We start from the raw sequence: 22,435 nt of genomic DNA on the forward strand, positions 1-22,435 counted from the left end.
AAGAGGCCAAGAGCCTCCTTTTTCTTATTCACTAAATCTTAAAAAATAACCATCTGGATCCAAAATCGCAAATTCATGGGGATAAATAAAGCTATCTCCGACTCGAAATTCTCTTTTTATCAGCGGACGATAGATGGGATAGTTGGCTTCCAGCAATTTTTGGTGGAGTTGTGGGACATCCTTGATACCAAAGGAAATATTGACACCACGCCCGAAAGGATAAGTCAGTTGGGCTAATTCTTCTGTACTGCCTTCTTCTAGCATAAGTTGGCAGTCTTCAAGCGAGAGAAAGAGAAATTTCTCCTCTGGACGCTCGTATTCGACAGAGAATCCCAATAAGTCGCAGTAGAAGTGACGCGATTGCTCGATATCCGATACGACAAATTCAGGGATGACAGCTTGATAGTCCATTCGTTTTCTCCTTAGAGCTCAATCTCCATGACAATTGGTGTATGGTCTTGACGGGCACCAGAATCAATCATAGCTGATTTAGTTACCTTATCCGCAACTCGGTTAGAAGTGAGCCAGTAGTCAATTCTCCAGCCTGTGTTGTTGATTTTAGATGTCTTGCTACGTTGTGCCCACCAAGTATATTGATCTGGAAGGTCCCCATGCAAGTGGCGGAAGGTATCGGTGAATCCTTTGGCTAGCAAGTTGGTGAAGCCTGCCCGTTCTTCATCAGTAAAGCCTGGGGAACGACGGTTGCTAGCTGGATTGGCCAAGTCGATTTCCTTGTGGGCTACGTTGTAGTCTCCTGTTGCCAGAACAGGCTTTTGCTGGTCTAGTTCTGCCAGGTAGTCTGCATATTTGGCATCCCAGATTTGGCGTTCTTCTAGGCGTTTGAGCCCATCCCCAGCATTCGGAGTATAGACCTGGGTCACAAAGAAGTCATCAAATTCAAGGGTAATAATTCGACCTTCGACATCCATGGTAGAGGGAGCACCGATTTCTGGGAAAGTTACGGTCGGTGTCAATTCTTTTTTGTAGAGGAACATGGTTCCTGCATAGCCTTTGCGGGCTGGTTCTACAGAGGAGCGCCAGGTGTTTTCATAACCAGGGAAGAGTTCTGCTAAGACCTCTAAGTGTTTTTTCGTTGGTCCTTTGGCAGATAATTTTGTTTCCTGGATGGCAATGATATCCGCATCCTCGGCTACCAAGGTTTGGAGGACGTCTTGCGAGAGCTTCGCGCGCGCAGAGTCACTCGTCAAGGCGGCATTCAATGAGTCAATATTCCATGAGATTAGTTTCATATCGTTTCCTTTACTAACTTTGTCGATGCTTCTATTATACCAAAAAATATCCAGTCTCCTGTCTCTTGTGATTTGATGAAGGATCCGCTTTTGGTAGAAAATTGTTTATATTGTTCATATTGCTAAAAGAATAGTTGCCATGGAGTTCACAATGGCTATTTTTTTATCCGGTCTAGCGACTCGCGTCTGGATGAAATGTGCTATAATGGAGGTTGAGTTTAAAATAGAAATATTCCTCAGGTTCCCTTTAAAGTTATCCTATTTTTAGGTTGCCTTGATAGGGGCTGGGGCTGAGAATCCAGATGAAAGGAGAGGTATGGCTCGAAAATCTAAACGTTCAAAAAAAGCGAATGCAAAGGTGAGAAAATTTGATAATCGGTGGATTACTAGACGACTTTATTTGTTATTCAGTCTAGTCTGTACCCTCTTTTTGATTTTAATTGCTCGACTAGGGTATATGCAGATTACTCATCAAGGCTTTTATACACAAAAATTAGCAAAAGCTACCAAAAAACATTTAACAAGAGGAAGTATCCGGGGACAGATTTATGATGCTTCTGGTCAGCCACTAGTGGAGAATGTCGATAAGAAGGTCTTGTCCTTTACACGTAGCAATAAATTTACTGCGGAAGAGATGCGTCAAACAGCACAACTTCTCCTAAATTACGTAAGCGTGTCAAATCCTCAAGTCACCAAGCGTCAAGAAATTGACTTTTATCTCGCAAACACAGAAGTCTACAAAGAAGTAGTGGACAAACTGCCCAAGGAGGAACGCATCGATACGGATGGTAACCCACTTCCAGAATCAAAAATCTACCAGTATGCGGTGGACAGTATTGACCCAGCTAAATTAGGCTATACGGATGAAGAAAAAAAGGCCATCTATCTCTTTAGCCAAATGAATGCAGTCGAAAACTTCGCCAGTGCTACGATTGTGACGGATCCGATGTCCGATGAACAAGTGACGACGGTCAAAGATCATTTAAAAGAATTTCCAGGATTTGAAGTGATCACGAGTTGGGATCGAAAAGTTGTCGATAGTCCTTTGGCATCCATCGTTGGTAGTGTGTCGACAGAGCAAGCTGGCCTACCAGCTGAAGATGTGAACGATTATTTGGAAAAAGGCTATGCCTTAAATGATCGCGTCGGAACTTCTTATTTAGAAAAACAATATGAGTCAGTCCTTCAAGGAGAACGGGTTGAAAAAGAAATCCATTTGGACAAGAATGGCAATGTCGAAAAGATCGAAACCCTCTCAAAAGGAAGCAAGGGAAATAATATCAAGCTTTCGATTGATTTGGATTTCCAAAGAGGAGTGGAAGACATCTTGAAGAAGTCCTTCCAGGCAGAATTAGCTGCTGGCAATGCGACCTACTCAGAAGGAGTCTATGCTGTTGCCTTAGATCCAAAAACGGGTAAAATCCTTGCTATGGCGGGGATGAAGCATGAAGCAGGTTCTCAAGATCTTACCCCTGATGCTTTAGGGACGGTGACCAATGTCTTTGTCCCAGGATCTGTCGTTAAAGCGGCTACCTTGACAGCAGGATGGGAAAATGGGGTGATTTCTGGGAACCAAGTCTTGTTGGATCAACCAATCTCATTTTCTGGTTCAACTCCAATCACTTCTTGGTTCACCCAGTTTGGAAGCCGAGAAATCAATGCGGTGCAAGCGTTAGAATATTCTTCCAACACCTATATGGTGCAGATTGCTCTTGGTTTGATGGGCCAACCCTATCAGCCTAATATGACCTTAAAGACAGATCAATTGGATCCTGCTATGGAGAAGTTGCGTTCGACTTTCGCCTCCTATGGTCTGGGAGCGGAAACAGGGATAGACCTTCCAAATGAATCAACGGGCTATGTTCCCAAAGAGTATTCGATTGGCAATTACTTAACAGACGCTTTTGGTCAGTTTGATAACTATACGCCTATGCAGTTGGCTCAATATGTGGCAACCATTGCCAACGATGGGAAACGCGTGGCTCCACACCTGGTTCAAGGAATCTATGAGAATGATGCCAAGGGAGGTTTGGGTCCTCTGAAAGAAGAGATTGCAACAAAAGAACTCAACCAAGTGGCTATATCACCTGAAAACCTAGACATCATTAAACAAGGTTTTTATCAGGTAGTATATGGAACCAGTGGCTTTTCGACTGGTAAAACCATCGGAGAAGGTGCGGCGGTACCAATCAGTGCGAAAACTGGGACTGCAGAAACATTTGTAAATGGTGGGACCCCTGCTGTAAACACCAATGTCATCGCCTATGCTCCGTCTGAAAATCCTCAGATTGCAGTTGCAGTGGTCTTCCCACATAATACTAATCTCCAAGCGACAGTCAGTCACAGTATTACCAGAGAGATTATCAATCTCTACCAGCAAAAACATCCTATGAATTAGAAAGGAAGCTATGCTCTATCCAACACCTATCGCAAAATTAATTGAAAGTTATTCGAAGCTCCCTGGTATTGGGATCAAGACAGCAACTCGTCTGGCCTTTTATACCATCGGAATGAGTGATGATGATGTCAATGAGTTTGCAAAGAATCTTTTGTCAGCAAAGCGGGAATTAAGCTATTGTTCCATCTGTGGGAACCTAACAGATGAAGAAGAGTGTGCCATTTGTCGAGACGAGACTCGCGATCCATCGACCATCTTAGTGGTGGAAGATAGTCGAGATGTGTCGGCCATGGAAAATATCCAGGAGTACCACGGACGCTACCATGTCCTTCATGGCTTGATTTCGCCCATGAATGGGGTCGGACCGGATGATATTAATCTCAAGTCCTTGATCACACGATTAATGGATCATGAGGTCCAAGAAGTGATTGTGGCGACCAATGCAACAGCAGATGGGGAAGCAACTTCTATGTATATCTCACGCGTCCTCAAACCAGCTGGTATCAAAGTGACCCGCCTGGCACGTGGATTAGCCGTCGGAGCCGATATCGAGTATGCGGATGAAGTGACCCTTCTTCGGGCTATCGAAAATCGAACCGAGTTATAAGCGGTTACAGAGAGGCTGGGACAAAAGTCCTAGCCTCTCAATTGTCTTTGGATTGTCGAGCAAGACGCAGTGGTTGAGTGGGCTCTTTGTTCGCTTTTTAAGCTCCAAATATGGCCTAATGAGGGAAACAAAGTTTCCTTTATCTGCAACCTTCAACAGTCTCCCAGACTGTTGAAGCTGTGCGGAGGTGGGACGACGAAATCGAATTCTAACGAATGACCGATTTCTGTCCCACTCTCTTTTTTGTTTTTTAGGTGTTCTCACTCGTTTTCTTTCTTTTTAAAGTGTGGTATACTAGAGGGACGAACTCGTATGTGAGGAGTGCTTTTGATAAGTCGATTATGAAGCACAAAATTAAATAAAGGATTAGGACCAAACAATGGCAAAAGAAAAAATTGTACTTCTTTATGGTGGCCGTAGCGCAGAGCGCGAAGTGTCTGTGCTTTCCGCTGAAAGCGTCATGCGGGCGATTAATTATGACATGTATTCTGTTGAGACCTATTTCATTACTCAAGCTGGAGACTTCATCAAGACTCAAACTTTTGAAGAGAAACCTGCTGAAACAGAACGCTTGATGACCAATGAAACCATTGATTGGGACGCTAAAGTATCTCCGAGCAGTATCTCCCAAGAAGGAGCGGTTGTCTTTCCAGTCCTTCACGGACCGATGGGAGAAGATGGATCGGTTCAAGGTTTCCTAGAAGTATTGAAACTCCCTTATGTGGGCTGTGATATCCTTTCTTCTAGTGTGGCGATGGACAAGATTACCACCAAACGGGTCCTAGAATCTGCAGGGATTCCACAAGTTCCTTATGTGGCTGTCCTTGAAGGAGATGAGCTAGAAGCTAAGATTGCCTTAATCGAAAAGGAATTGACCTATCCGGTCTTTACCAAGCCTTCTAATATGGGCTCTAGTGTCGGGATTTCAAAAGCAGAGAACCAAGCAGAACTTCGCAAGTCTTTGGAATTGGCCTTTAAATATGATAGCCGTGTTTTGGTTGAGCAAGGTGTCGTAGCGCGCGAAATCGAAGTAGGATTGTTAGGCAACTACGATGTCAAGAGCACCCTACCTGGTGAAGTGGTCAAAGATGTAGCCTTTTATGACTACGAAGCCAAATACATCGATAATAAGATTACGATGGCGATTCCAGCTGAAATTCCTGCAGAAGTTGCTGCGACCATGCGTCAGAATGCAGAACTAGCCTTCCGTGCCATTGGTGGCAAAGGTCTCTCCCGTTGTGATTTCTTCTACACAGAGGACGGGGGCATCTACTTGAATGAGCTCAATACCATGCCTGGCTTTACCCAATGGTCTATGTATCCTTTACTTTGGGATAACATGGGCTTGGCCTATCCTGATTTAATCGAGCGCTTGGTAGAATTAGCCAAAGAAACCTTTGAAAAGCGCGAAGCGCACTTACTTTAAGAAACTGTTCCTAGCGGGAGTGGGAGATGAAGTCAACTCATAGAGGAGTCGCTTTTCTTCCTGCTCCCACTTTTTAGAGGAGAATACCATGAATGTAACCTTGCACGAAGTGGCTCGTGTCCTGGCTATTCGCAATGATATCAGTCAATTTGAAGATTTTGATTTACAGAAGCCAGAATTTGATAGTCGTCTTATTGGTCCGGGGGACCTCTTTGTCCCTCTCAAGGGGGCGCGTGATGGGCATGATTTTATTGAAACCGCCTTTGAAAATGGGGCTGTAGCGACCTTGTCTGAAAAAGAAGTAGAAGGCCACCCGTATTTGTTGGTAGATGATGTTCTAGGGGCCTTTCAAAAATTAGCTCAATATGTTTTGGAGAAGAGTCAAGTAGATGTCTTGGCGGTCACAGGTTCAAACGGTAAGACAACGACCAAAGATATGTTAGCTCAGTTATTATCTACTACTTATAAAACCTATAAAACACAAGGGAACTACAATAACGAGATTGGCCTTCCTTACACGGTTCTCCATATGCCAGAAGGAACAGAGAAGCTTGTCCTTGAAATGGGACAGGACCATCTGGGAGATATCCATCTCCTCTCAGAAATTGCCCATCCTAAGGCAGCAATCGTGACCCTCATTGGGGAAGCTCACTTGGAGTTTTTCAAAGATCGCACAGAAATCGCTAAAGGGAAATTGCAAATTGCGGACGGTATGCCAGCTGGTGGCTTGCTCCTAGTACCGGCCGATCCCATTGTAGAGGATTTTTTACCCAACCAACAAGAGCTTGTGCGCTTTGGTGAAGGAGCAGATATCCGCATTACCAAGTTGGAGGAACGCAAGGACAGCCTAACCTTTGAAGCGAATTTCTTATCAGATGCTATTGACTTACCTGTCACAGGCAAATACAATGCGACCAATGCCATGATTGCGGCCTATGTTGCCTTGAAAGAAGGAGTCAGTGAAGAGGCCATCCGTGCAAGCTTTAAAGGCTTAGAGCTTACTAAGAACCGTACAGAATGGAAGAAGGCAAGTAACGGAGCGGATATCCTATCCGATGTCTACAATGCCAATCCGACGGCCATGCGCCTGATTTTAGAAACCTTCTCGACCATTCCTGCCAATCCAAATGGCCGCAAGCTAGCGGTCTTAGCGGATATGAAAGAACTAGGGGAGCAATCTATTGATCTGCACAACCAAATGATTCTCAGCCTGTCACCGGATGTCTTGGATACCGTTATTTTCTACGGTCAAGATATTGCGGGACTGGCTCAATTAGCGAGTCAGATGTTCCCACTCGGACATGTCTATTATTTCAAAAAGACCGCTGAGAAAGACCAGTTTGAGGACCTGGTCAAACAAGTCAAGGAAAGCTTAAAAGAGCAGGACCAAATCCTCATCAAGGGAAGCAATTCTATGAATTTAGCCAAATTGGTAGAGGAGTTGGAGAATGGCGAGTAATAATGTGCTAAAGAACATTCAGCGCTTGATTTCAATCACTAATACAGGCTTAGCGTTCTCAAAAGATCCATTTGATCAAGAGCGCTATCAGGATATTCGTGCCATTTTACAGGATCTTGTGAGAGAAGCGACTGATTTGAATCCACAAGAATTATCGGATTTGTTTCGCCCGACAGACCATTACGACACTCCCTTGATTGATGTTAGGGCATGGATTGTCAAAGATGGAAAACTTTGTCTGGTGAAAGGTCAGGGAGAAGAGACCTGGGCCTTGCCGGGTGGCTTTGGTGAGGTTGGCTATTCTCCGACGGAAAACATTTTAAAGGAAATCCAAGAAGAAACGGGCTATTCTGCGCGTGTAATCAGATTGTTGGCAGTATTTGATACCAATCGCTACCAATTGCAAAGTCGCCAATATGTGAAATTGGTATTTGAATGTGAATTATTAGATGGAAATTTTGAAAAGAACCAGGAAATTTCCGACCTTGCCTTTTTTGAGAGAGAAAAAATACCTGCTCTTTCTACCAAGCGCAATACAGAAGAACAATTGAACTTCCTTTGGGAGGTCTATGATGGGAAACGAGATTTGTATTGTGATTAAAAACGATCTATAAATTAAAGGAATATGAAAATGACACTTTGGGATTTATTGTTTACAAACCAAAAATCAGCCCCGCCTGAATTTGGGCTCTGGTATTTCATTCTGCCAGCTTCTTTGTTGGTGGTTGGCTACTTTTCCATCAGATATGCGCAGTCCAAAAGCTACCAACGCTTTTGGTATTGGGCGCAGTTGATCCAAGTCTTGACTATTAATGCTTGGTATATTCTTGCCCACATGCCTTTGACGGATAATTTGCCGTTCTATCATTGCCGTTTGGCCATGCTGGTGATTCTCTTTGCCCCTAAAGGGACCTATATCAAGCAATATTTTGCTCTCTTGGGAGTTCTAGGATCGATTGCGGCCTTGGTTTACCCAGCCTTTGATCCCTTCCCTTTCCCTCATATCACCGTTCTGAATCTCATTTTCAGTCACTGGGCCTTGCTTGCCAATAGTTTGATTTACCTACAGGATCATTATCAATCTGAAAAGCAAGACAGTTTGAGAATTGTCAAGATCACCTTTGGCATGAATGCCTTGATTTTCTTGGTTAACCTATTGACGAAAGGGGATTATGGCTTCTTACGGCGTCCACCAATCATTGGGGACCATGGTGCTCTCCTGAACTACTTTTTGGTTAGCTTGGTGATGGTAGCTGGAATTTGCTTGGTCAACCAGCGTTATAAGTACAAATACAAGATGGTTGAAGAGACGGTCGTTTCACGTTCAGAATAGAAAATTGATGAGCTGAGGTTAGGAAATCATGCCACTTTGGGATTTATTTTTCACCAGTCAACCAACGGCCCCTCCTCAATTGGGAGCTTGGTACTTTTTGTTGCCGACCTCATTGATGGTGGTAGGCTATCTGTCTATTCGATTTGCTTCTTCCAAAGGCTATCAAAACTTTTGGTATTGGGGGCAATTGATTCAGTTGCTGATAATCAACTCTTGGTATATTGCAGCACACTTACCTTTTTCAGAGAGCCTGCCCTTCTATCATAGTCGGATGGCTATGTGGATAATTCTTTTGGCTCCCAAGGGAAGCTTCAAGCAATATTTTGCTCTTGTTGGTGTCTTTGGGTCCATCATGGCCTTGGTTCATCCCGTCTTTTATCCCTATCCCTTTCCTCATGTATCCTCGATCAACAATGTTTTTGGCCACTGGGCCCTCTTGGCCAATTGCTTGATCTATCTGGTCCAATTCTACCAAGTAGAAGAAGGAGACGTTTGGAAGATCTGTCAGATGACCTTTGGTGTCAACGCTATTATTCAGCTTGCTAATCTCGTAACGGGTGGAAATTACGGCTTTATGCGTCGTCCTCCTGTAATTGGCGATCATGGGCTCGTGTTCAATTACTTGATTGTGACTATCCTGATGACAGGAACCCTCATCCTGATCAATCATCTTATTAAGTCCAGTAAGAAAAGAAAAAGAACATCTGAATCCGTTTAATAAGGAGACCTTATGCATCATTTTTTTACAACTGAATCCACTGTACCACCTGTTATACCGCTCCTTTGGTATGGGGTCATGGTTCTTTTAATCGTAATGGCAGTATGGGCTTCATTACGTTACTATCAAAATGAACAATTTCGGAAGATTTTTCGAAACTTACAAATATTTCAATTGATCTGTCTCTATATCTGGTATTTTGCTTTTCAGCTTCCCTGGTCCAATAGTTTACCCTTGTACCATTGTCGGTTGGCTATGTTTGCTGTTTTGCTGTTGCCAGACCGATGGAAGAGCAAGCAGTTCTTTGCCTTGATGGGAGTGAGTGGAGCGATCTTTGCCTTGGGCTATCCAGTCTTTGATCCCTACACCTTCCCTCATATTACGAGCTTTTCTTTCCTCCTCGGGCATTACTGTCTTTTGGTTAATTCTTTGATTTATCTCTTGAGATGCTATGATTCGAGCCTCTTAAAAAATCGAGAGATTGTTCTCTATACTTTCGTTTTGGATCTATTTCTAGTCGGCGTCAACCAAGTCACTGGAGGGAATTATGGACTCATGGCCCGGCCACCGATTATCAAAGGGGACAGCCTCTTGGTGAATTACGTCGTGGTCTCTAGCATCTTAGCAGCAGCCTTGCTTCTCTTTAATGTATTTTTCAGTCGTAAGCCTGCAAGAGAAAGAGTTCTTCGATAAAAAGAAAAAGGAGGGTGGGACCATCAGTCTCAGCCTTCTTTTAGTTAATAGGAGTTTGAAATGAAGAGGTTTTTACTAGTCATTGTCATCTTGTGTGGCTTATTTTTTACGGTTAGTCCGGCTCAGGCAGATGATGAAGTTCGTTATTCGATTGAGTCCTATGTGGGACACCTCCACTTGCAGGAAGATAGCCAGGCGACATTTACGCAAGAGATTACCTACATTTTTTCAACTGGCTACAATGGACAGTATGTAACGTTAGGAAGTGTAGATCCTCTTCCCAAAGGATTTAAAATCCATGAAAATCCTCAAGTGGAAGCTTATGTGGATGGGGAAAAACGAGAGATCCGTGTAGAAGAATCGGATCTCGGAAATGGACGTCTATTAAAAATCTACAATTCGAGGATTGTTGGTGGCAAAGTTACCATCAAGGTTGTATGGAAGATTGATCATATTCTAGAACTGTATTCCGATATCGCCGAGCTCAATTGGTTCCCCATTTCAGATGGGGATGAGGACGTCGCGAAATTAGATTTTTATGTGGATGGCTTGGATGCCAAGCAGGGAGAGTTGTATGCTCATACCGGTTATTTTAATCCACCAGCCCAGATTGAACGGACTGAGACTGGCTATCACATTCAGTTATGGAACTTCCCAAAGAATGGAAAATTGGAGCTCCACGCATACTGGCCCATGACAGAAGCTCTACGTCGAGGCCAATCTAATGAGATTAAAAAGGAAAAGGGAAAGGATAAATTTCTTAAAAAAGAAAAATCCATTCAACAAAAAACAGTCATCTACAAGACACTGTTTCTCAGAGTCATTCCAATTGTAGCAATTCTTTTATTTGTTCTAGCTTTCATTCCATGGATCCGCTATATGATCAGTACCAGAACTCGTCGGATTGCAAAGGGAGTACGATTATACGAACCTCCACAGAATTTGCCACCCTTTGTCCTAGCCAAGGCCTTGTATCAACTTGATTTTGAACAGATGGTCATGTCTAGAGAGAAAGGTCAACTAAAATTTAATCATCTCATCCAAGCAAGTATTTTGGATCTCATTGATCGAGGAAATCTTCGTTTGACGAGAGATGACAATGGGGGAACCTTGACCTGTCTACACCATGAAGGCTTGGCTGATTTTGAATTGAAGTTTATTGAAATGATCTTTGATCAAGAAACTGAAATCAGGATCAGCGAAGTATTTTCAAAGTATAAAATTAATCAAGCAGCCCTAAAAAAGGATTTTCGAGCTGCTAAAACAGACACACAAAGAGACCGTATTCGAAAGGTCGGAAGTGACGTTCGATCGCTTTTACAAAAGGATGCCCAGCAATTGTCAAAAGGTGTCGATAAGGAAATTGCGAAATTAGGTTTGCCCTCTTATTTTAGAGACTTATCTGAGACGGAGGCAGCTTTTTCAAAAACAGGCTGTGCCTTACACTTTTGGCTCTTACTGATCTTGTTTGTGAGCATGTGTTTCTTATCTTTTGGATTTGGTTCATACCTATCTTCATTCTATTTTTGGACTATTTTATGTTTGATTTTGTTATTCATTCCATTTTATATTGTTATGAAACTTCGTGAAGATCATCTACAATCCTTAGAGAACTTGGATTCACAATTTGAATGGATGGCCTTTCGAAATATGATTGAAAGTATTCCAAATTTCAATCAAGCAGAACTTGAGAGTGTTGTCCTATGGAATCGTATCTTAGTCTATGCGACCTTGTATGGCCAAGCTATAAAAGTGAGTCAGGTACTCCAAAATCATCAGATTTCCGTGCCATATGAAGACTGGGACACTGTTCTTTGGCTGACATCCTCTCCAAATACCTTCCTAGACGGTTCTACCTTGATGAACTATGCAGATGATTCCTATAGTGTTTCAAGCTTCTCTATTAACTCCTCAGATGGCAGTGGTGGCTTTGACGGCGGTGGCTTTTCTGATGGCGGTGGTGGTGGAGGATTTGGAGCCTTCTAATAGCCCTTGTGATTGAATGAAGTCTGGGATGTAGAACCATTGTAGTTCTCCCTCAGGCTTTTAATTTATAAATACACTGATGATTGAAAAAAGGCTCTATTTCCGCTATAATAAGTTAGTTAAGGTAAAAGGAGAGAACCAATGTAGAAGGATCCTACTTACTAAAAAATATGCTTTTAAAAAATAACTGAGGATGAAAGAATGACAATCACTGACGAAATTAAAAAACGCCGTACCTTTGCCATTATCTCTCACCCGGACGCGGGGAAGACAACCATTACTGAGCAGTTGCTCTACTTTGGAGGAGAGATTCGGGAAGCAGGTACCGTAAAAGGAAAGAAAACAGGGACTTTTGCAAAATCTGACTGGATGGATATCGAGAAACAACGTGGGATTTCGGTAACTTCATCTGTGATGCAGTTTGACTACGACGGCAAACGAGTAAATATCCTAGACACTCCAGGGCACGAAGACTTCTCAGAAGATACTTATCGGACCCTGATGGCGGTGGATGCTGCGGTCATGGTAGTGGACTCTGCCAAGGGTATTGAGGCCCAAACTAAGAAATTGTTTGAGGTTGTCAAACACCGTGGGATTCCAGTCTTCACTTTTATGAATAAACTGGACCGTGACGGTCGTGAACCACTAGATCTCTTACAAGAATTGGAAGAAGTATTGGGCATCGCTAGTTACCCAATGAACTGGCCAATCGGGATGGGGAAAGCCTTTGAGGGACTCTATGACCTCTATAACCAACGCTTGGAACTCTACAAAGGGGATGAACGTTTTGCCAGCCTAGAGGATGGCGATAAACTTTTTGCTAGCAATCCATTCTATGAACAAGTAAAAGATGATATTGAGCTTTTGAATGAAGCAGGAAATGAATTTTCAGAAGAAGCTATCCTTGCAGGTGAATTAACTCCAGTCTTCTTCGGTTCGGCTCTTACCAACTTTGGTGTGCAGACTTTCTTGGAAACCTTCCTCAAGTTTGCTCCAGAGCCACACGGCCACAAGAAGACAGGTGGAGAAATTGTCGATCCTTATGACAAGGATTTCTCAGGATTTGTCTTTAAAATCCAAGCCAATATGGACCCTCGTCACCGCGACCGGATTGCTTTTGTTCGGATCGTGTCTGGTGAATTTGAGAGGGGGATGAGTGTCAATCTGCCTCGTACTGGTAAGAGTGCTAAGTTATCTAATGTCACCCAGTTTATGGCAGAAAGCCGTGAGAATGTCACCAATGCCGTAGCAGGAGACATCATTGGGGTCTACGATACAGGTACGTATCAGGTCGGGGATACGCTGACTGTTGGGAAGAATAAGTTTGAATTTGAACCACTGCCAACCTTTACTCCTGAAATCTTCATGAAGGTATCTGCCAAGAATGTCATGAAGCAAAAGTCCTTCCATAAGGGAATCGAGCAATTGGTACAAGAAGGAGCCATCCAGCTCTATACCAACTACCAAACGGGTGAATACATGTTGGGTGCTGTTGGTCAATTGCAGTTTGAAGTCTTTAAGCACCGGATGGAAAATGAATACAATGCCGAAGTGGTGATGAGCCCAATGGGTAAAAAGACGGTTCGCTGGATCAAACCAGAAGATCTAGATGAACGCATGTCTTCAAGCCGAAACATCCTGGCCAAAGACCGCTTTGACCAACCTGTTTTCCTCTTTGAAAACGACTTTGCTCTCCGTTGGTTTGCGGACAAGTATCCAGATGTTGAACTAGAGGAAAAGATGTAAATTGTTACAAATGACTAGCAACATAAAGTTGCTGTCATTTGACGGTAACCGCTATGGCGGTTTACCTAAACACTTCACTAGGAAAAGTCCACGAATGATATCGATTCGTAAAACTTTACGTCGTAACAGTCCGATGGGAAGATTATCCTAACTGCCTCACTAACTACTTTTGGCGAATAAAATATATAAATTGAAAAACCAGCTCACTTGAGCTGGTTTTAGGATGAAGCCAAACTTCCATTTTACATAAAAAATCAAGTGATTTTTCAATAAATAAAAATAATTCCATATTTTTATAGTCATTAAAGCCAGTACTGAAACTTTCCGCTGTGAGAAAAATGCTTGAAACAATGTTGTTTCAAGCACTCGGGAGTTTTGAAAGTAAAACAGTTTGGGAAACTGTTTTAGCCTGAGCCCAGAAATTAAAGAGCGAAGGGGTTCAAAACTAAGTCATGGAACTTCGTAGAAGTTCGCTGACGTCCGTACTCACTTAAGGAAAGTTTCTAAGAATATTTTTTCTTTAATAAAAAACCAGCTCAAATGAGCTGGCTTTTTATTGTTCTGTAATGAGGAGTCTTCCCAAAAATTCTTGTAAGATAAAGAAGACAATTAGGCTGGCAATGGTCTCGCCTAAGAAGGACGAGCTATTCACAATCAGTGAGTACAGGTAGGCACTTTGGCCAGCTGGAGCATAGCTTCCCCAGAAGATGACACCTGCAATATAGTGAATTGTGTAACGTGCGAACCCTCCTAAGATGACTCCGACTGTGATATAAGTAAGCGTCTGTAGTCGTTTCTTTTCTCGGATAGCCTTGTCAAGAGCAGGTTTGACAGTTCCACTCAGTCCAATAAGACTAAAGGCTACAAAGTACTCTAAGAAACCTTGGATTGGAGTCAACCAACCACCAGCTGCTTCCCCTGTCACGACTTGCAACAATCCCCAGATGAAGCCTCCCATGGCACCAGCCTTCACGCCCCAGCGGAAACTGAGGAGAAAGATGGGAACCATCTTAAAAGATAGAGAAATCCAAGGACCTAAGGACATCGGTTGAGTAACCAAATCCAAAATATAAGCAATGGTCGCTAAAAGAGCAACCTCAATCATTGGTCGAACCGTAGTTTTCGACATAAAAAAACCTCCTATACCAATCGTTTTGATTGGCTCATTTGTTGCCACATCAAAACGTTGTCATAGAAGTTCTCTATTTCATTCTGTTTTGAGACACATCCCTACGCAGGTCCTAACCTGATCAGGTGGTAAGAGTTTAGGCCGGTAACGAACACTTTTGGTATTCCATCTAGCCAATCTCAGCAGCTGCTCCTCTTGTGACTCTTTCATTATACTATCTAAAAAACGTTCCCGCAACTTTTTAACTCGCAAAAAATATGGTATAGTTATTAAGATAGAAAATGCACAAGTTGTGGAGGAAATAATCATGGGTATTTTTGCAGGTTTGATGGGCAATGCTTCTCAAAAAGACGTCGATAAGGTTGAAAAAGATTTAGGGGATATCCTAGTTCCAGGTGAGCAGGTAACTCTGGCTTTTAGTTTGATTCGTGACTTGATTGTCTTTACTGAGTACCGTCTGATTTTGGTGGACAAGCAAGGAATGACAGGGAAGAAGACATCATATAAATCCCTTCCTTATCGTTCTATTTCGCGTTTTTCAGTAGAAACATCTTGTCATTTTGATTTGGATGCTGAATTAAAAATTTGGGTTTCATCAGCTGTAGAACCATCAGAAACACTTCAATTTAAGAGCGACAATAGTGTCATCGAAATCCAGCAGGCCTTGGCAGCAGCTGTTTTGCGTTGATAAAAAATAAATTTAAATAGTCTTCATCTAGCGATTTAGGACAATCGGATAGGAGCACTGGCAGATAAGGTAAAGAGGGAGCAAAATGTTCGTTGAAAAAAAGTTAGGAGATGGCCGGAGTTGGATTAATATTGATTCTGACTTGATTGCGGAAACCTCCCAGTTGTACCAAAAGTATGGTATTGATCAAGAAACCATTGAATATGCATTGGATAAAAACGAACGTGCCCACATGGATTACAACCGTGAGAATGGGACCGTAACATTTATCTATAATGTCTTGGACATGGAAAAGGAAAAGGAATATTATGAAACCATTCCGATGACCTTCATTGTCCAGGGACCACGTCTTGTGACTATTAGTAACCGAGACAACGCCTATATTATTGCACAAATGGAACGCTATGTCGATAATCACGAGAGTTTATCGACCTTTAAGCTTTTATTTGCAGGGCTTGAGATGATTAGTAATGCTTATTATCCGATTATTGAGCGTCTAGATAAGCACAAGGATGAAATCACTCGTCTCTTACGAAAAACGACAACTAGTAAAAATCTTTATGCTCTTTCTGACGTGGAAACAGGTATGGTCTATCTGGCATCCGCTGCCAAGCAAAATCGTATGCTCTTGGAACATATCAAGGCTCACCTAATCTATCGCCAATTTGATGATGTTGAAAAAGAACAGTTTGATGATGCCATGATCGAGGCCAGACAGTTGGTATATATGACGGAGTTGAACTGTCAAGTCTTGCAACAGTTGTCTAGCTCCTACAATAACATCCTAAATAACAATCTGAATGACAATTTGACCACCTTGACCATCTTGGAAGCACTCTTAGCGGTCTTAGCAGTTGTCACTGGTTTCTTTGGAATGAACGTTCCATTACCATTTACAGACGATCCCAATGCCTGGATTTATATTTCGATTGCTAGCTTGGTCTTGTGGATGATTTTATCACGAATTTTGCGCTGGATTGCCCATAAACGATAAAAAAAGAGAGGTAGGGAAGAAATTCCTTACCTCTTTCGTATCTTGGCTATTTCAGAAAATCCTTCATTTTTAACTCTGCCTCCCCTAAGAAGAAGAGGCAGTTTTGATACAAGTGATCGACTGTACATAATCTTCTTGGAAATAGTAGGAGTAGATTTAAAAGTACTGAGTGGATTATAAACAATTTATAATTGGATTGAATCGTTGAATCAGTTAAATGAATGAAGCATTTTAATTATACTGAAATATCCTAAATACTAAATTTATTATACATACTTTTATTTTAAAAATCAAGAAAACAAACCCAAAATAAAAGGGGTTTTTGTGAGAAAAAACCTTTAGAAAGCCTAATGTAAGGCTGTTTTTCTGAGATGGTTCAAAGTAAAGAAGAGACTTCACAGTCTTTTATATTATTGCAAATTTAAAAAGAAATAAAAAAGGGGTTATATTAATGAAACAAAGGTGAAAAAACTTTTTTTGAAAGGGGTTACACAATAAAAAGCTTTTAACTTGTTTCGTTTTACTATCTTTTAAACCAGGTCTGTGGTATACTAGATAGGTTGCAAAGAAAGCAGTACTTTTCTTTCGTGGAAAAGAAGCAACACGATCTTTCATAAAAGTTATGAAAGTACGTCATGACAAGAAAAGTATAAACTAAGCGCTATAGGATGGCTTCGCACCATCTTTAGAAAGAAGAATAACGTGAAATTTAATGAATTTAATCTTTCTGCTGATTTGTTAGCAGAAATTGAAAAAGCAGGATTTGTAGAAGCAAGTCCTATCCAAGAGCAAACCATTCCTTTGGCTCTTGAAGGTAAAGATGTAATCGGTCAAGCACAGACTGGTACAGGGAAAACAGCAGCCTTTGGCTTGCCAACCCTTGAAAAAATTCGTACAGAAGAAGCAACTATCCAAGCTTTGGTCATCGCCCCAACTCGTGAACTGGCTGTTCAAAGCCAGGAAGAACTCTTCCGCTTTGGTCGTAGTAAGGGTGTGAAAGTCCGTTCAGTATACGGTGGTTCAAGTATTGAAAAACAAATTAAGGCACTTAAATCAGGGGCTCATATCGTTGTAGGAACACCAGGACGTCTCCTAGACTTGATTAAACGCAAGGCCTTGAAATTACAAGATATTGAAACTCTCATCCTTGATGAAGCAGACGAAATGCTTAATATGGGATTCCTGGAAGATATCGAAGCAATCATCTCACGTGTCCCAGAAAATCGTCAGACTCTCCTCTTTTCAGCAACCATGCCTGATGCCATCAAACGGATCGGTGTTCAATTCATGAAAGAACCTGAGCATGTCAAGATTGCTGCCAAAGAATTAACAACAGAACTGGTAGACCAGTACTATATCCGTGTTAAAGAACAAGAAAAATTTGACACCATGACACGTCTGATGGATGTTGATCAACCTGAATTGTCAATCGTTTTTGGTCGTACGAAACGCCGTGTAGACGAGTTAACTCGTGGATTGAAGATCCGTGGTTTCCGTGCAGAAGGGATTCATGGAGATTTGGACCAAAATAAACGCCTTCGTGTCCTTCGTGATTTTAAAAATGGAAACCTCGATGTCCTTGTTGCAACAGACGTTGCTGCTCGTGGTTTGGATATCTCAGGCGTGACCCATGTCTACAACTATGATATTCCTCAAGACCCTGAGAGTTATGTTCACCGGATTGGTCGTACAGGGCGTGCAGGTAAGTCAGGTCAGTCAATTACCTTCGTTTCACCTAATGAAATGGGTTATCTCCAAATCATTGAGAACTTGACTAAAAAACGCATGAAAGGTCTCAAGCCAGCAAGTGCAGAAGAAGCCTTCCAAGCTAAGAAGCAAGTAGCTCTTAAGAAAATCGAACGTGATTTTGCTAATGAGGAGATTCGTAGCAACTTTGAGAAGTTTGGCAAGGATGCTCGTCAATTGGCTTCAGAATTCAGCCCAGAAGAATTGGCTATGTACATCCTTAGCTTGACGGTTCAGGATCCAGACAGTCTTCCAGAGGTTGAAATTGCGCGTGAAAAACCACTACCGTTTAAACCGTCTGGTGGTGGATTTGGCGGAAAAGGCAAGTCTGGTCGCGGTGGCCGTCGTGGAGACGACCGTCGAGACCATGAACGCCGTGGCAATGGACGTCGTGATGACTATCGTAAAGGTGGACGCTCAAAGGATCGATTTGATAAAGAGAAGCGTTACCGCAAGGATCATAAAAAACCTCGCAATACTTCAAGTGAGAAGAAAACAGGCTTTGTGATTCGGAACAAAGGGGATAAATAAAATATACAAGGGTAAACACATGTTTACCCTTGTATATTTATAAGGAGACCGAAATTCGTAAACAAAACGTTTGCTATCATCTTGTGACAGCGCTATCAATTCTGTTAACATATTAAGAATACAACTTTTATTTAGCCCTGTCAACAGGTTTGCTAAAAAAAATCTACTTTTTTTAAAAAAAAGAACAAAAAAATGATCATTACACAAAAACGATCAACAAAATAAGTGGTTAATATAGAAAAATTAGAGTGAAATGTTTGTTTCTTATTGAAATTGTTCACTTTTATAGTATAATAAAAGCATAATCAGGAAAGTAGGACGTCATATGAAAGAGAGTAGACATGTAGCAATCTTACAAGAGTTGGATAAAAATGAAGTGGTCTCTGTTAAGGATCTAAGCGATCTCTTAGGTGTCACCGATATGACAATTCGCCGGGATTTGATAGACTTAGAGGAACAAGGTCTATTGGTCCGTGTTCATGGAGGGGCCCATCGAAAAATCAAAGATAGCCTGATAGAAGTTTCCCATACAGAGAAGAACATGTTGAATGTAGAAGAGAAAAGGGAGATTGCTCAAAAATGTGCAGCTTTAATTGATGAAGGCGATACAATTTTTATTGGAGCAGGGACAACTACAGATTTTATCGGCGATTATCTTGATGGGAAACATGTCAGTATTGTCACCAATTCCTTGCCTATTTTTGAAAAATTAAAAGACCAACCTAATTGTGACATCATTTTAGTTGGCGGACGCTATAGGGTCAAGACGCAGACCTTTGTAGGACAGTTTGCAAATAAGCTCTTAAAGGAAATAAAAGTTTCGAAAGCCTTTATCGGGGTAAATGGGATTGATGGTCATACAGCAATGACAGCAAACGAAGAAGAAGGAAATGGTAATAAAATCATTCTCAACAATGCTATTGAAAAGTATGTAGTAGCAGATAACAGTAAGTTTGATAGCTATTCTTTCTATGCCTTTTACCGTCTAGATGATTTAGATGCGGTGATTACAGATCATTCAATCTCTAAAAAGGTGCGTGAGAAATACAATTCTTATACAAAAATTTTGTAAAAATTAGCAAAGTAACAGCTAAACGGCCAGGATTCAAGCAGATTCTGGTCTTTTTCATAGGGGAGGACCTACAAATAAATCTGTAAAAAAATAAACAAAAAAGAACAAAAAATTACATATTGTAATTGACAGCGCATTCATATAGTGATATACTTATCGTGTAAATTAAAAAAAGGTAAAAGTGGAAGGGGTGAAAAGATGGGATTAAATCAACTGTTTAATCGGGAATTAGTCTTTTGCCTAGATGTTGGGAATCAAGAAGAATTGTTTGATCAGGTTGCAACTTTATTGGAAGAACGTCAGATTGTGACAGATTCTTATAGAGCTGCATTGAAAGAAAGAGAGAAATCGTTCCCTACAGGTTTAGATATGGAATTTCTAGGAAAGGATTTGCCAAATGTGGCCATTCCTCATACGGATATTATCCATAACCTGACAGAGAATATTGTAGTCGTTCGATTAAAAAATCCGGTAACCTTCCACAATATGATCGCACCTGATAAGGAAGTAGAAGTCTCGCTTTTATTCTTCATCATTAACAATTCTAGTTCCAGCCAAACAAACATTTTGGCGCATTTGATGGATTTCTTTACGACAAACGGAAATCTTGAAAACATGTCGAAATTGGAAAATGAAGAAGACTTATATCGCTATATCACAGAAGCGATTGCTTAATAGTAACAATTAAATATATTTATAATGGAGGTCATTCAAATGATTAAAATTTTAGCTGCCTGTGGTGCAGGGGTTAACTCAAGCCACCAAATTAAAAGTGCTCTAGAAGAAGAGCTTTCAAACCGTGGATATGATGTACAATGTGATGCGGTAATGGTAAAAGATGTCAATGAAGACTTGATTAGAGGTTATGATATCTTCACGCCAATCGCTGCAACAGATCTAGGCTTTGACCCTGGTATTCCAGTAGTTGAAGCTGGTCCAATCTTGTTCCGTATTCCAGCTATGAGCGCTCCGGTATATGACAATATCGAAGCAGCCATCAAAGAACATGGGTTAAGCTAATTTGTTCTTCTTTTCTTTGTAAGCGATTCCTATATTGGGAGTTGCTAACATTCTTAATTTTGTAAAATATAAAAATATAAATCGGGAGGATTTATTATGAATGGCATTATCGATTTTGCCAATAAGTTTTTCAAACCCATTCTAGATATGGGCGCACCGATCATCATGTTGATCGTCTTGACTTTATTGGCTCTCTTGTTTGGAGTGAAATTCTCCAAAGCGCTTGAAGGTGGTATTAAACTTGCCATCGCCCTTACTGGTATCGGTGCAATCATCGGTATGTTGAATGGAGCTTTCTCAGCGTCTCTTGCAAAATTCGTTGAGAACACTGGTATTCAATTGAATATCACAGACGTTGGTTGGGCACCACTTGCTACCATCACTTGGGGGTCTGCCTGGACACTTTACTTCTTGCTAGTTATGTTGGTTGTCAACATTGTCATGCTTGCAATGAAGAAAACAGATACACTTGATGTCGATATCTTTGATATCTGGCACTTGTCTATCACAGGTCTTTTGATTAAATGGTATGCGGATAAAAATGGAGTTAGCGCAGGAGTTTCCCTCTTAGTTGCCACTCTTGCAGTTGTTCTTGTAGGGATTATGAAAATCATCAACTCAGACTTGATGAAACCAACATTTGACGATTTGTTGAATGCACCAAGTTCATCACCTATGACTTCAACTCACATGAACTACATGATGAACCCAATCATCATGGTTTTGGATAAAATCTTTGACAAATTCTTCCCAGGTCTTGACAAATACGACTTTGACGCAGCTAAATTGAACAAGAAAATTGGTTTCTGGGGATCTAAATTCTTCATCGGTTTCCTTCTTGGTATTGTCATCGGTATCATGGGTACTCCACATCCAGTTGCTGATGTAGCTGATGCTAAAACTTGGGAATTGGTTATTAAAGGTTGGTTGAGCCTTGGTTTGACTGCCGGTGTCTGCTTGGAATTGTTCTCATTGATTGGTTCTTGGTTCATCGCAGCGGTAGAACCATTGTCACAAGGTATTACAAACGTTGCTACTAAACGTCTTCAAGGACGTAAATTCAATATCGGTTTGGACTGGCCATTTATCGCTGGTCGTGCAGAAATCTGGGCTTGTGCCAACGTACTTGCACCAATCATGTTGATCGAAGCAGTGCTTCTTTCTAAAGTTGGAAATGGTATCTTGCCACTTGCAGGGATCATCGCTATGGGTGTGACTCCAGCCTTGTTGGTTGTAACACGTGGTAAATTGATCCGTATGATTGTATTTGGAACACTCTTGTTGCCACTCTTCCTTCTTTCAGGTACTCTTATTGCACCATTCGCTACTGAATTGGCGAAAAGTGTAAAAGCCTTTCCAGAAGGAGTTGACAAAGCTCAATTGATCACTCACTCAACTCTTGAAGGACCTGTTGAAAAATTGCTCGGTTGGACAATCGGTAATGCAACAACTGGTGATATTAAATTGATCATTGGTGTTGTTGCCTTCTTAGCATTCTACGTTGGAATCTTTGCATGGTACAGAAAACAAATGATCAAACGTAACGAAGAATACGCAGCAAATGCAAAATAATCCGCTCCTAAATATGTAACTTGATAAAACTAGGGTATCAATTTTCCAGATATGGAGGGGTAGCCTA

Annotated in this window: 20 protein-coding genes and 1 riboswitch; of the genes, 17 read left to right on the forward strand and 3 right to left on the reverse strand. The window is 41.5% G+C overall.

Translation table 11 applies throughout. The features are described from left to right. Positions 1–24: 24 nt before the first annotated feature. Both N596_RS00690 and N596_RS00695 read right to left on the reverse strand, forming a co-directional pair. Entirely contained in the window at positions 25–411 is a 387-nt protein-coding gene (locus tag N596_RS00690; RefSeq protein ID WP_023026551.1) for a bleomycin resistance protein, read from the reverse strand. An 11-nt stretch (positions 412–422) separates the two neighbouring features. Next, the gene (locus tag N596_RS00695; RefSeq protein ID WP_023026552.1) at positions 423–1,250 is read right to left on the reverse strand and encodes an exodeoxyribonuclease III; all 828 of its coding nucleotides are present in this window, start codon (positions 1,248–1,250) and stop codon (positions 423–425) included. Between the two features lie 316 nt (positions 1,251–1,566). On the opposite strand from N596_RS00695, the gene pbp2b reads away from it, so the two are divergent. The 10 genes from pbp2b (at position 1,567) to N596_RS00745 (ending at position 13,616) form a co-directional block, all read left to right on the forward strand. Continuing rightward, a complete protein-coding gene (gene pbp2b / locus N596_RS00700) occupies positions 1,567–3,648 on the forward strand; it encodes a penicillin-binding protein PBP2B (protein ID WP_023026554.1) in 2,082 nt (693 codons plus the stop codon). A gap of 10 nt (positions 3,649–3,658) precedes the next feature. Continuing rightward, positions 3,659–4,255 carry a recombination mediator RecR gene (gene recR, locus N596_RS00705; protein WP_006596694.1) on the forward strand — a complete coding sequence of 199 codons (597 nt, stop codon included), beginning with the start codon at positions 3,659–3,661 and terminating at the stop codon, positions 4,253–4,255. Positions 4,256–4,634: 379 nt separating this feature from the next. Further along, complete coding sequence (locus tag N596_RS00710; protein WP_023026556.1) at positions 4,635–5,681, forward strand: D-alanine--D-alanine ligase; 1,047 nt, start codon at positions 4,635–4,637, stop codon at positions 5,679–5,681. An 88-nt stretch (positions 5,682–5,769) separates the two neighbouring features. Then, positions 5,770–7,140: a UDP-N-acetylmuramoyl-tripeptide--D-alanyl-D-alanine ligase gene (locus N596_RS00715; protein WP_023026558.1), complete on the forward strand. Its 1,371-nt coding sequence runs from the start codon at positions 5,770–5,772 to the stop codon at positions 7,138–7,140. Beyond that, complete coding sequence (locus N596_RS00720) at positions 7,130–7,741, forward strand: NUDIX hydrolase (RefSeq protein WP_023022628.1); 612 nt, start codon at positions 7,130–7,132, stop codon at positions 7,739–7,741. Before N596_RS00715 ends, N596_RS00720 begins: the two co-directional genes overlap by 11 nt. A 30-nt stretch (positions 7,742–7,771) precedes the next feature. Then, positions 7,772–8,473 carry a YwaF family protein gene (locus N596_RS00725; RefSeq protein WP_023026560.1) on the forward strand — a complete coding sequence of 234 codons (702 nt, stop codon included), beginning with the start codon at positions 7,772–7,774 and terminating at the stop codon, positions 8,471–8,473. Positions 8,474–8,501: 28 nt separating this feature from the next. After that, positions 8,502–9,191, forward strand: a complete 690-nt coding sequence (locus tag N596_RS00730; protein ID WP_023026562.1) for a YwaF family protein — start codon at positions 8,502–8,504, stop codon at positions 9,189–9,191. Between the two features lie 12 nt (positions 9,192–9,203). Continuing rightward, positions 9,204–9,884, forward strand: a complete 681-nt coding sequence (locus tag N596_RS00735; RefSeq protein WP_023026563.1) for a YwaF family protein — start codon at positions 9,204–9,206, stop codon at positions 9,882–9,884. 60 nt (positions 9,885–9,944) lie between these two features. Next, positions 9,945–11,870 (forward strand): DUF2207 domain-containing protein, encoded by a 1,926-nt coding sequence (locus N596_RS00740; protein WP_023026565.1) that lies wholly within the window; start codon positions 9,945–9,947, stop codon positions 11,868–11,870. Between the two features lie 201 nt (positions 11,871–12,071). Further along, on the forward strand, positions 12,072–13,616 hold the full coding sequence (locus N596_RS00745; RefSeq protein ID WP_023026567.1) for a peptide chain release factor 3: 1,545 nt from the start codon (positions 12,072–12,074) through the stop codon (positions 13,614–13,616). Between the two features lie 553 nt (positions 13,617–14,169). Here the strand turns inward: N596_RS00745 and thiT are convergent. Continuing rightward, positions 14,170–14,745 (reverse strand): energy-coupled thiamine transporter ThiT, encoded by a 576-nt coding sequence (thiT, locus tag N596_RS00750; protein WP_023026569.1) that lies wholly within the window; start codon positions 14,743–14,745, stop codon positions 14,170–14,172. Between the two features lie 81 nt (positions 14,746–14,826). Further along, a riboswitch (TPP riboswitch) is annotated at positions 14,827–14,951 on the reverse strand. A gap of 101 nt (positions 14,952–15,052) precedes the next feature. Here thiT and N596_RS00755 point away from each other — a divergent pair. The 7 genes from N596_RS00755 (at position 15,053) to N596_RS00785 (ending at position 22,368) form a co-directional block, all read left to right on the forward strand. Further along, positions 15,053–15,433, forward strand: coding sequence for a PH domain-containing protein (locus tag N596_RS00755; protein ID WP_023026571.1), 381 nt, complete (start codon positions 15,053–15,055; stop codon positions 15,431–15,433). A gap of 85 nt (positions 15,434–15,518) precedes the next feature. Further along, positions 15,519–16,427 carry a magnesium transporter CorA family protein gene (locus N596_RS00760; protein ID WP_023026573.1) on the forward strand — a complete coding sequence of 303 codons (909 nt, stop codon included), beginning with the start codon at positions 15,519–15,521 and terminating at the stop codon, positions 16,425–16,427. 702 nt (positions 16,428–17,129) lie between these two features. After that, positions 17,130–18,704 carry a degradosome RNA helicase CshA gene (gene cshA, locus N596_RS00765; protein WP_023026575.1) on the forward strand — a complete coding sequence of 525 codons (1,575 nt, stop codon included), beginning with the start codon at positions 17,130–17,132 and terminating at the stop codon, positions 18,702–18,704. 325 nt (positions 18,705–19,029) lie between these two features. Continuing rightward, positions 19,030–19,776, forward strand: a complete 747-nt coding sequence (locus N596_RS00770; protein WP_023026577.1) for a DeoR/GlpR family DNA-binding transcription regulator — start codon at positions 19,030–19,032, stop codon at positions 19,774–19,776. Positions 19,777–19,974: 198 nt separating this feature from the next. Then, the gene (locus tag N596_RS00775) at positions 19,975–20,451 is read left to right on the forward strand and encodes a PTS sugar transporter subunit IIA (protein ID WP_023026579.1); all 477 of its coding nucleotides are present in this window, start codon (positions 19,975–19,977) and stop codon (positions 20,449–20,451) included. Positions 20,452–20,490: 39 nt separating this feature from the next. Beyond that, on the forward strand, positions 20,491–20,796 hold the full coding sequence (locus N596_RS00780; protein WP_023026581.1) for a PTS sugar transporter subunit IIB: 306 nt from the start codon (positions 20,491–20,493) through the stop codon (positions 20,794–20,796). A 96-nt stretch (positions 20,797–20,892) separates the two neighbouring features. Beyond that, a complete protein-coding gene (locus N596_RS00785; protein ID WP_023026582.1) occupies positions 20,893–22,368 on the forward strand; it encodes a PTS galactitol transporter subunit IIC in 1,476 nt (491 codons plus the stop codon). The last annotated feature ends 67 nt before the right edge of the window (positions 22,369–22,435 follow it).

The sequence above is a fragment of the Streptococcus ilei genome, from assembly GCF_000479335.1.
In the GTDB taxonomy this organism is placed as follows: Bacteria; Bacillota; Bacilli; order Lactobacillales; family Streptococcaceae; genus Streptococcus; species Streptococcus ilei.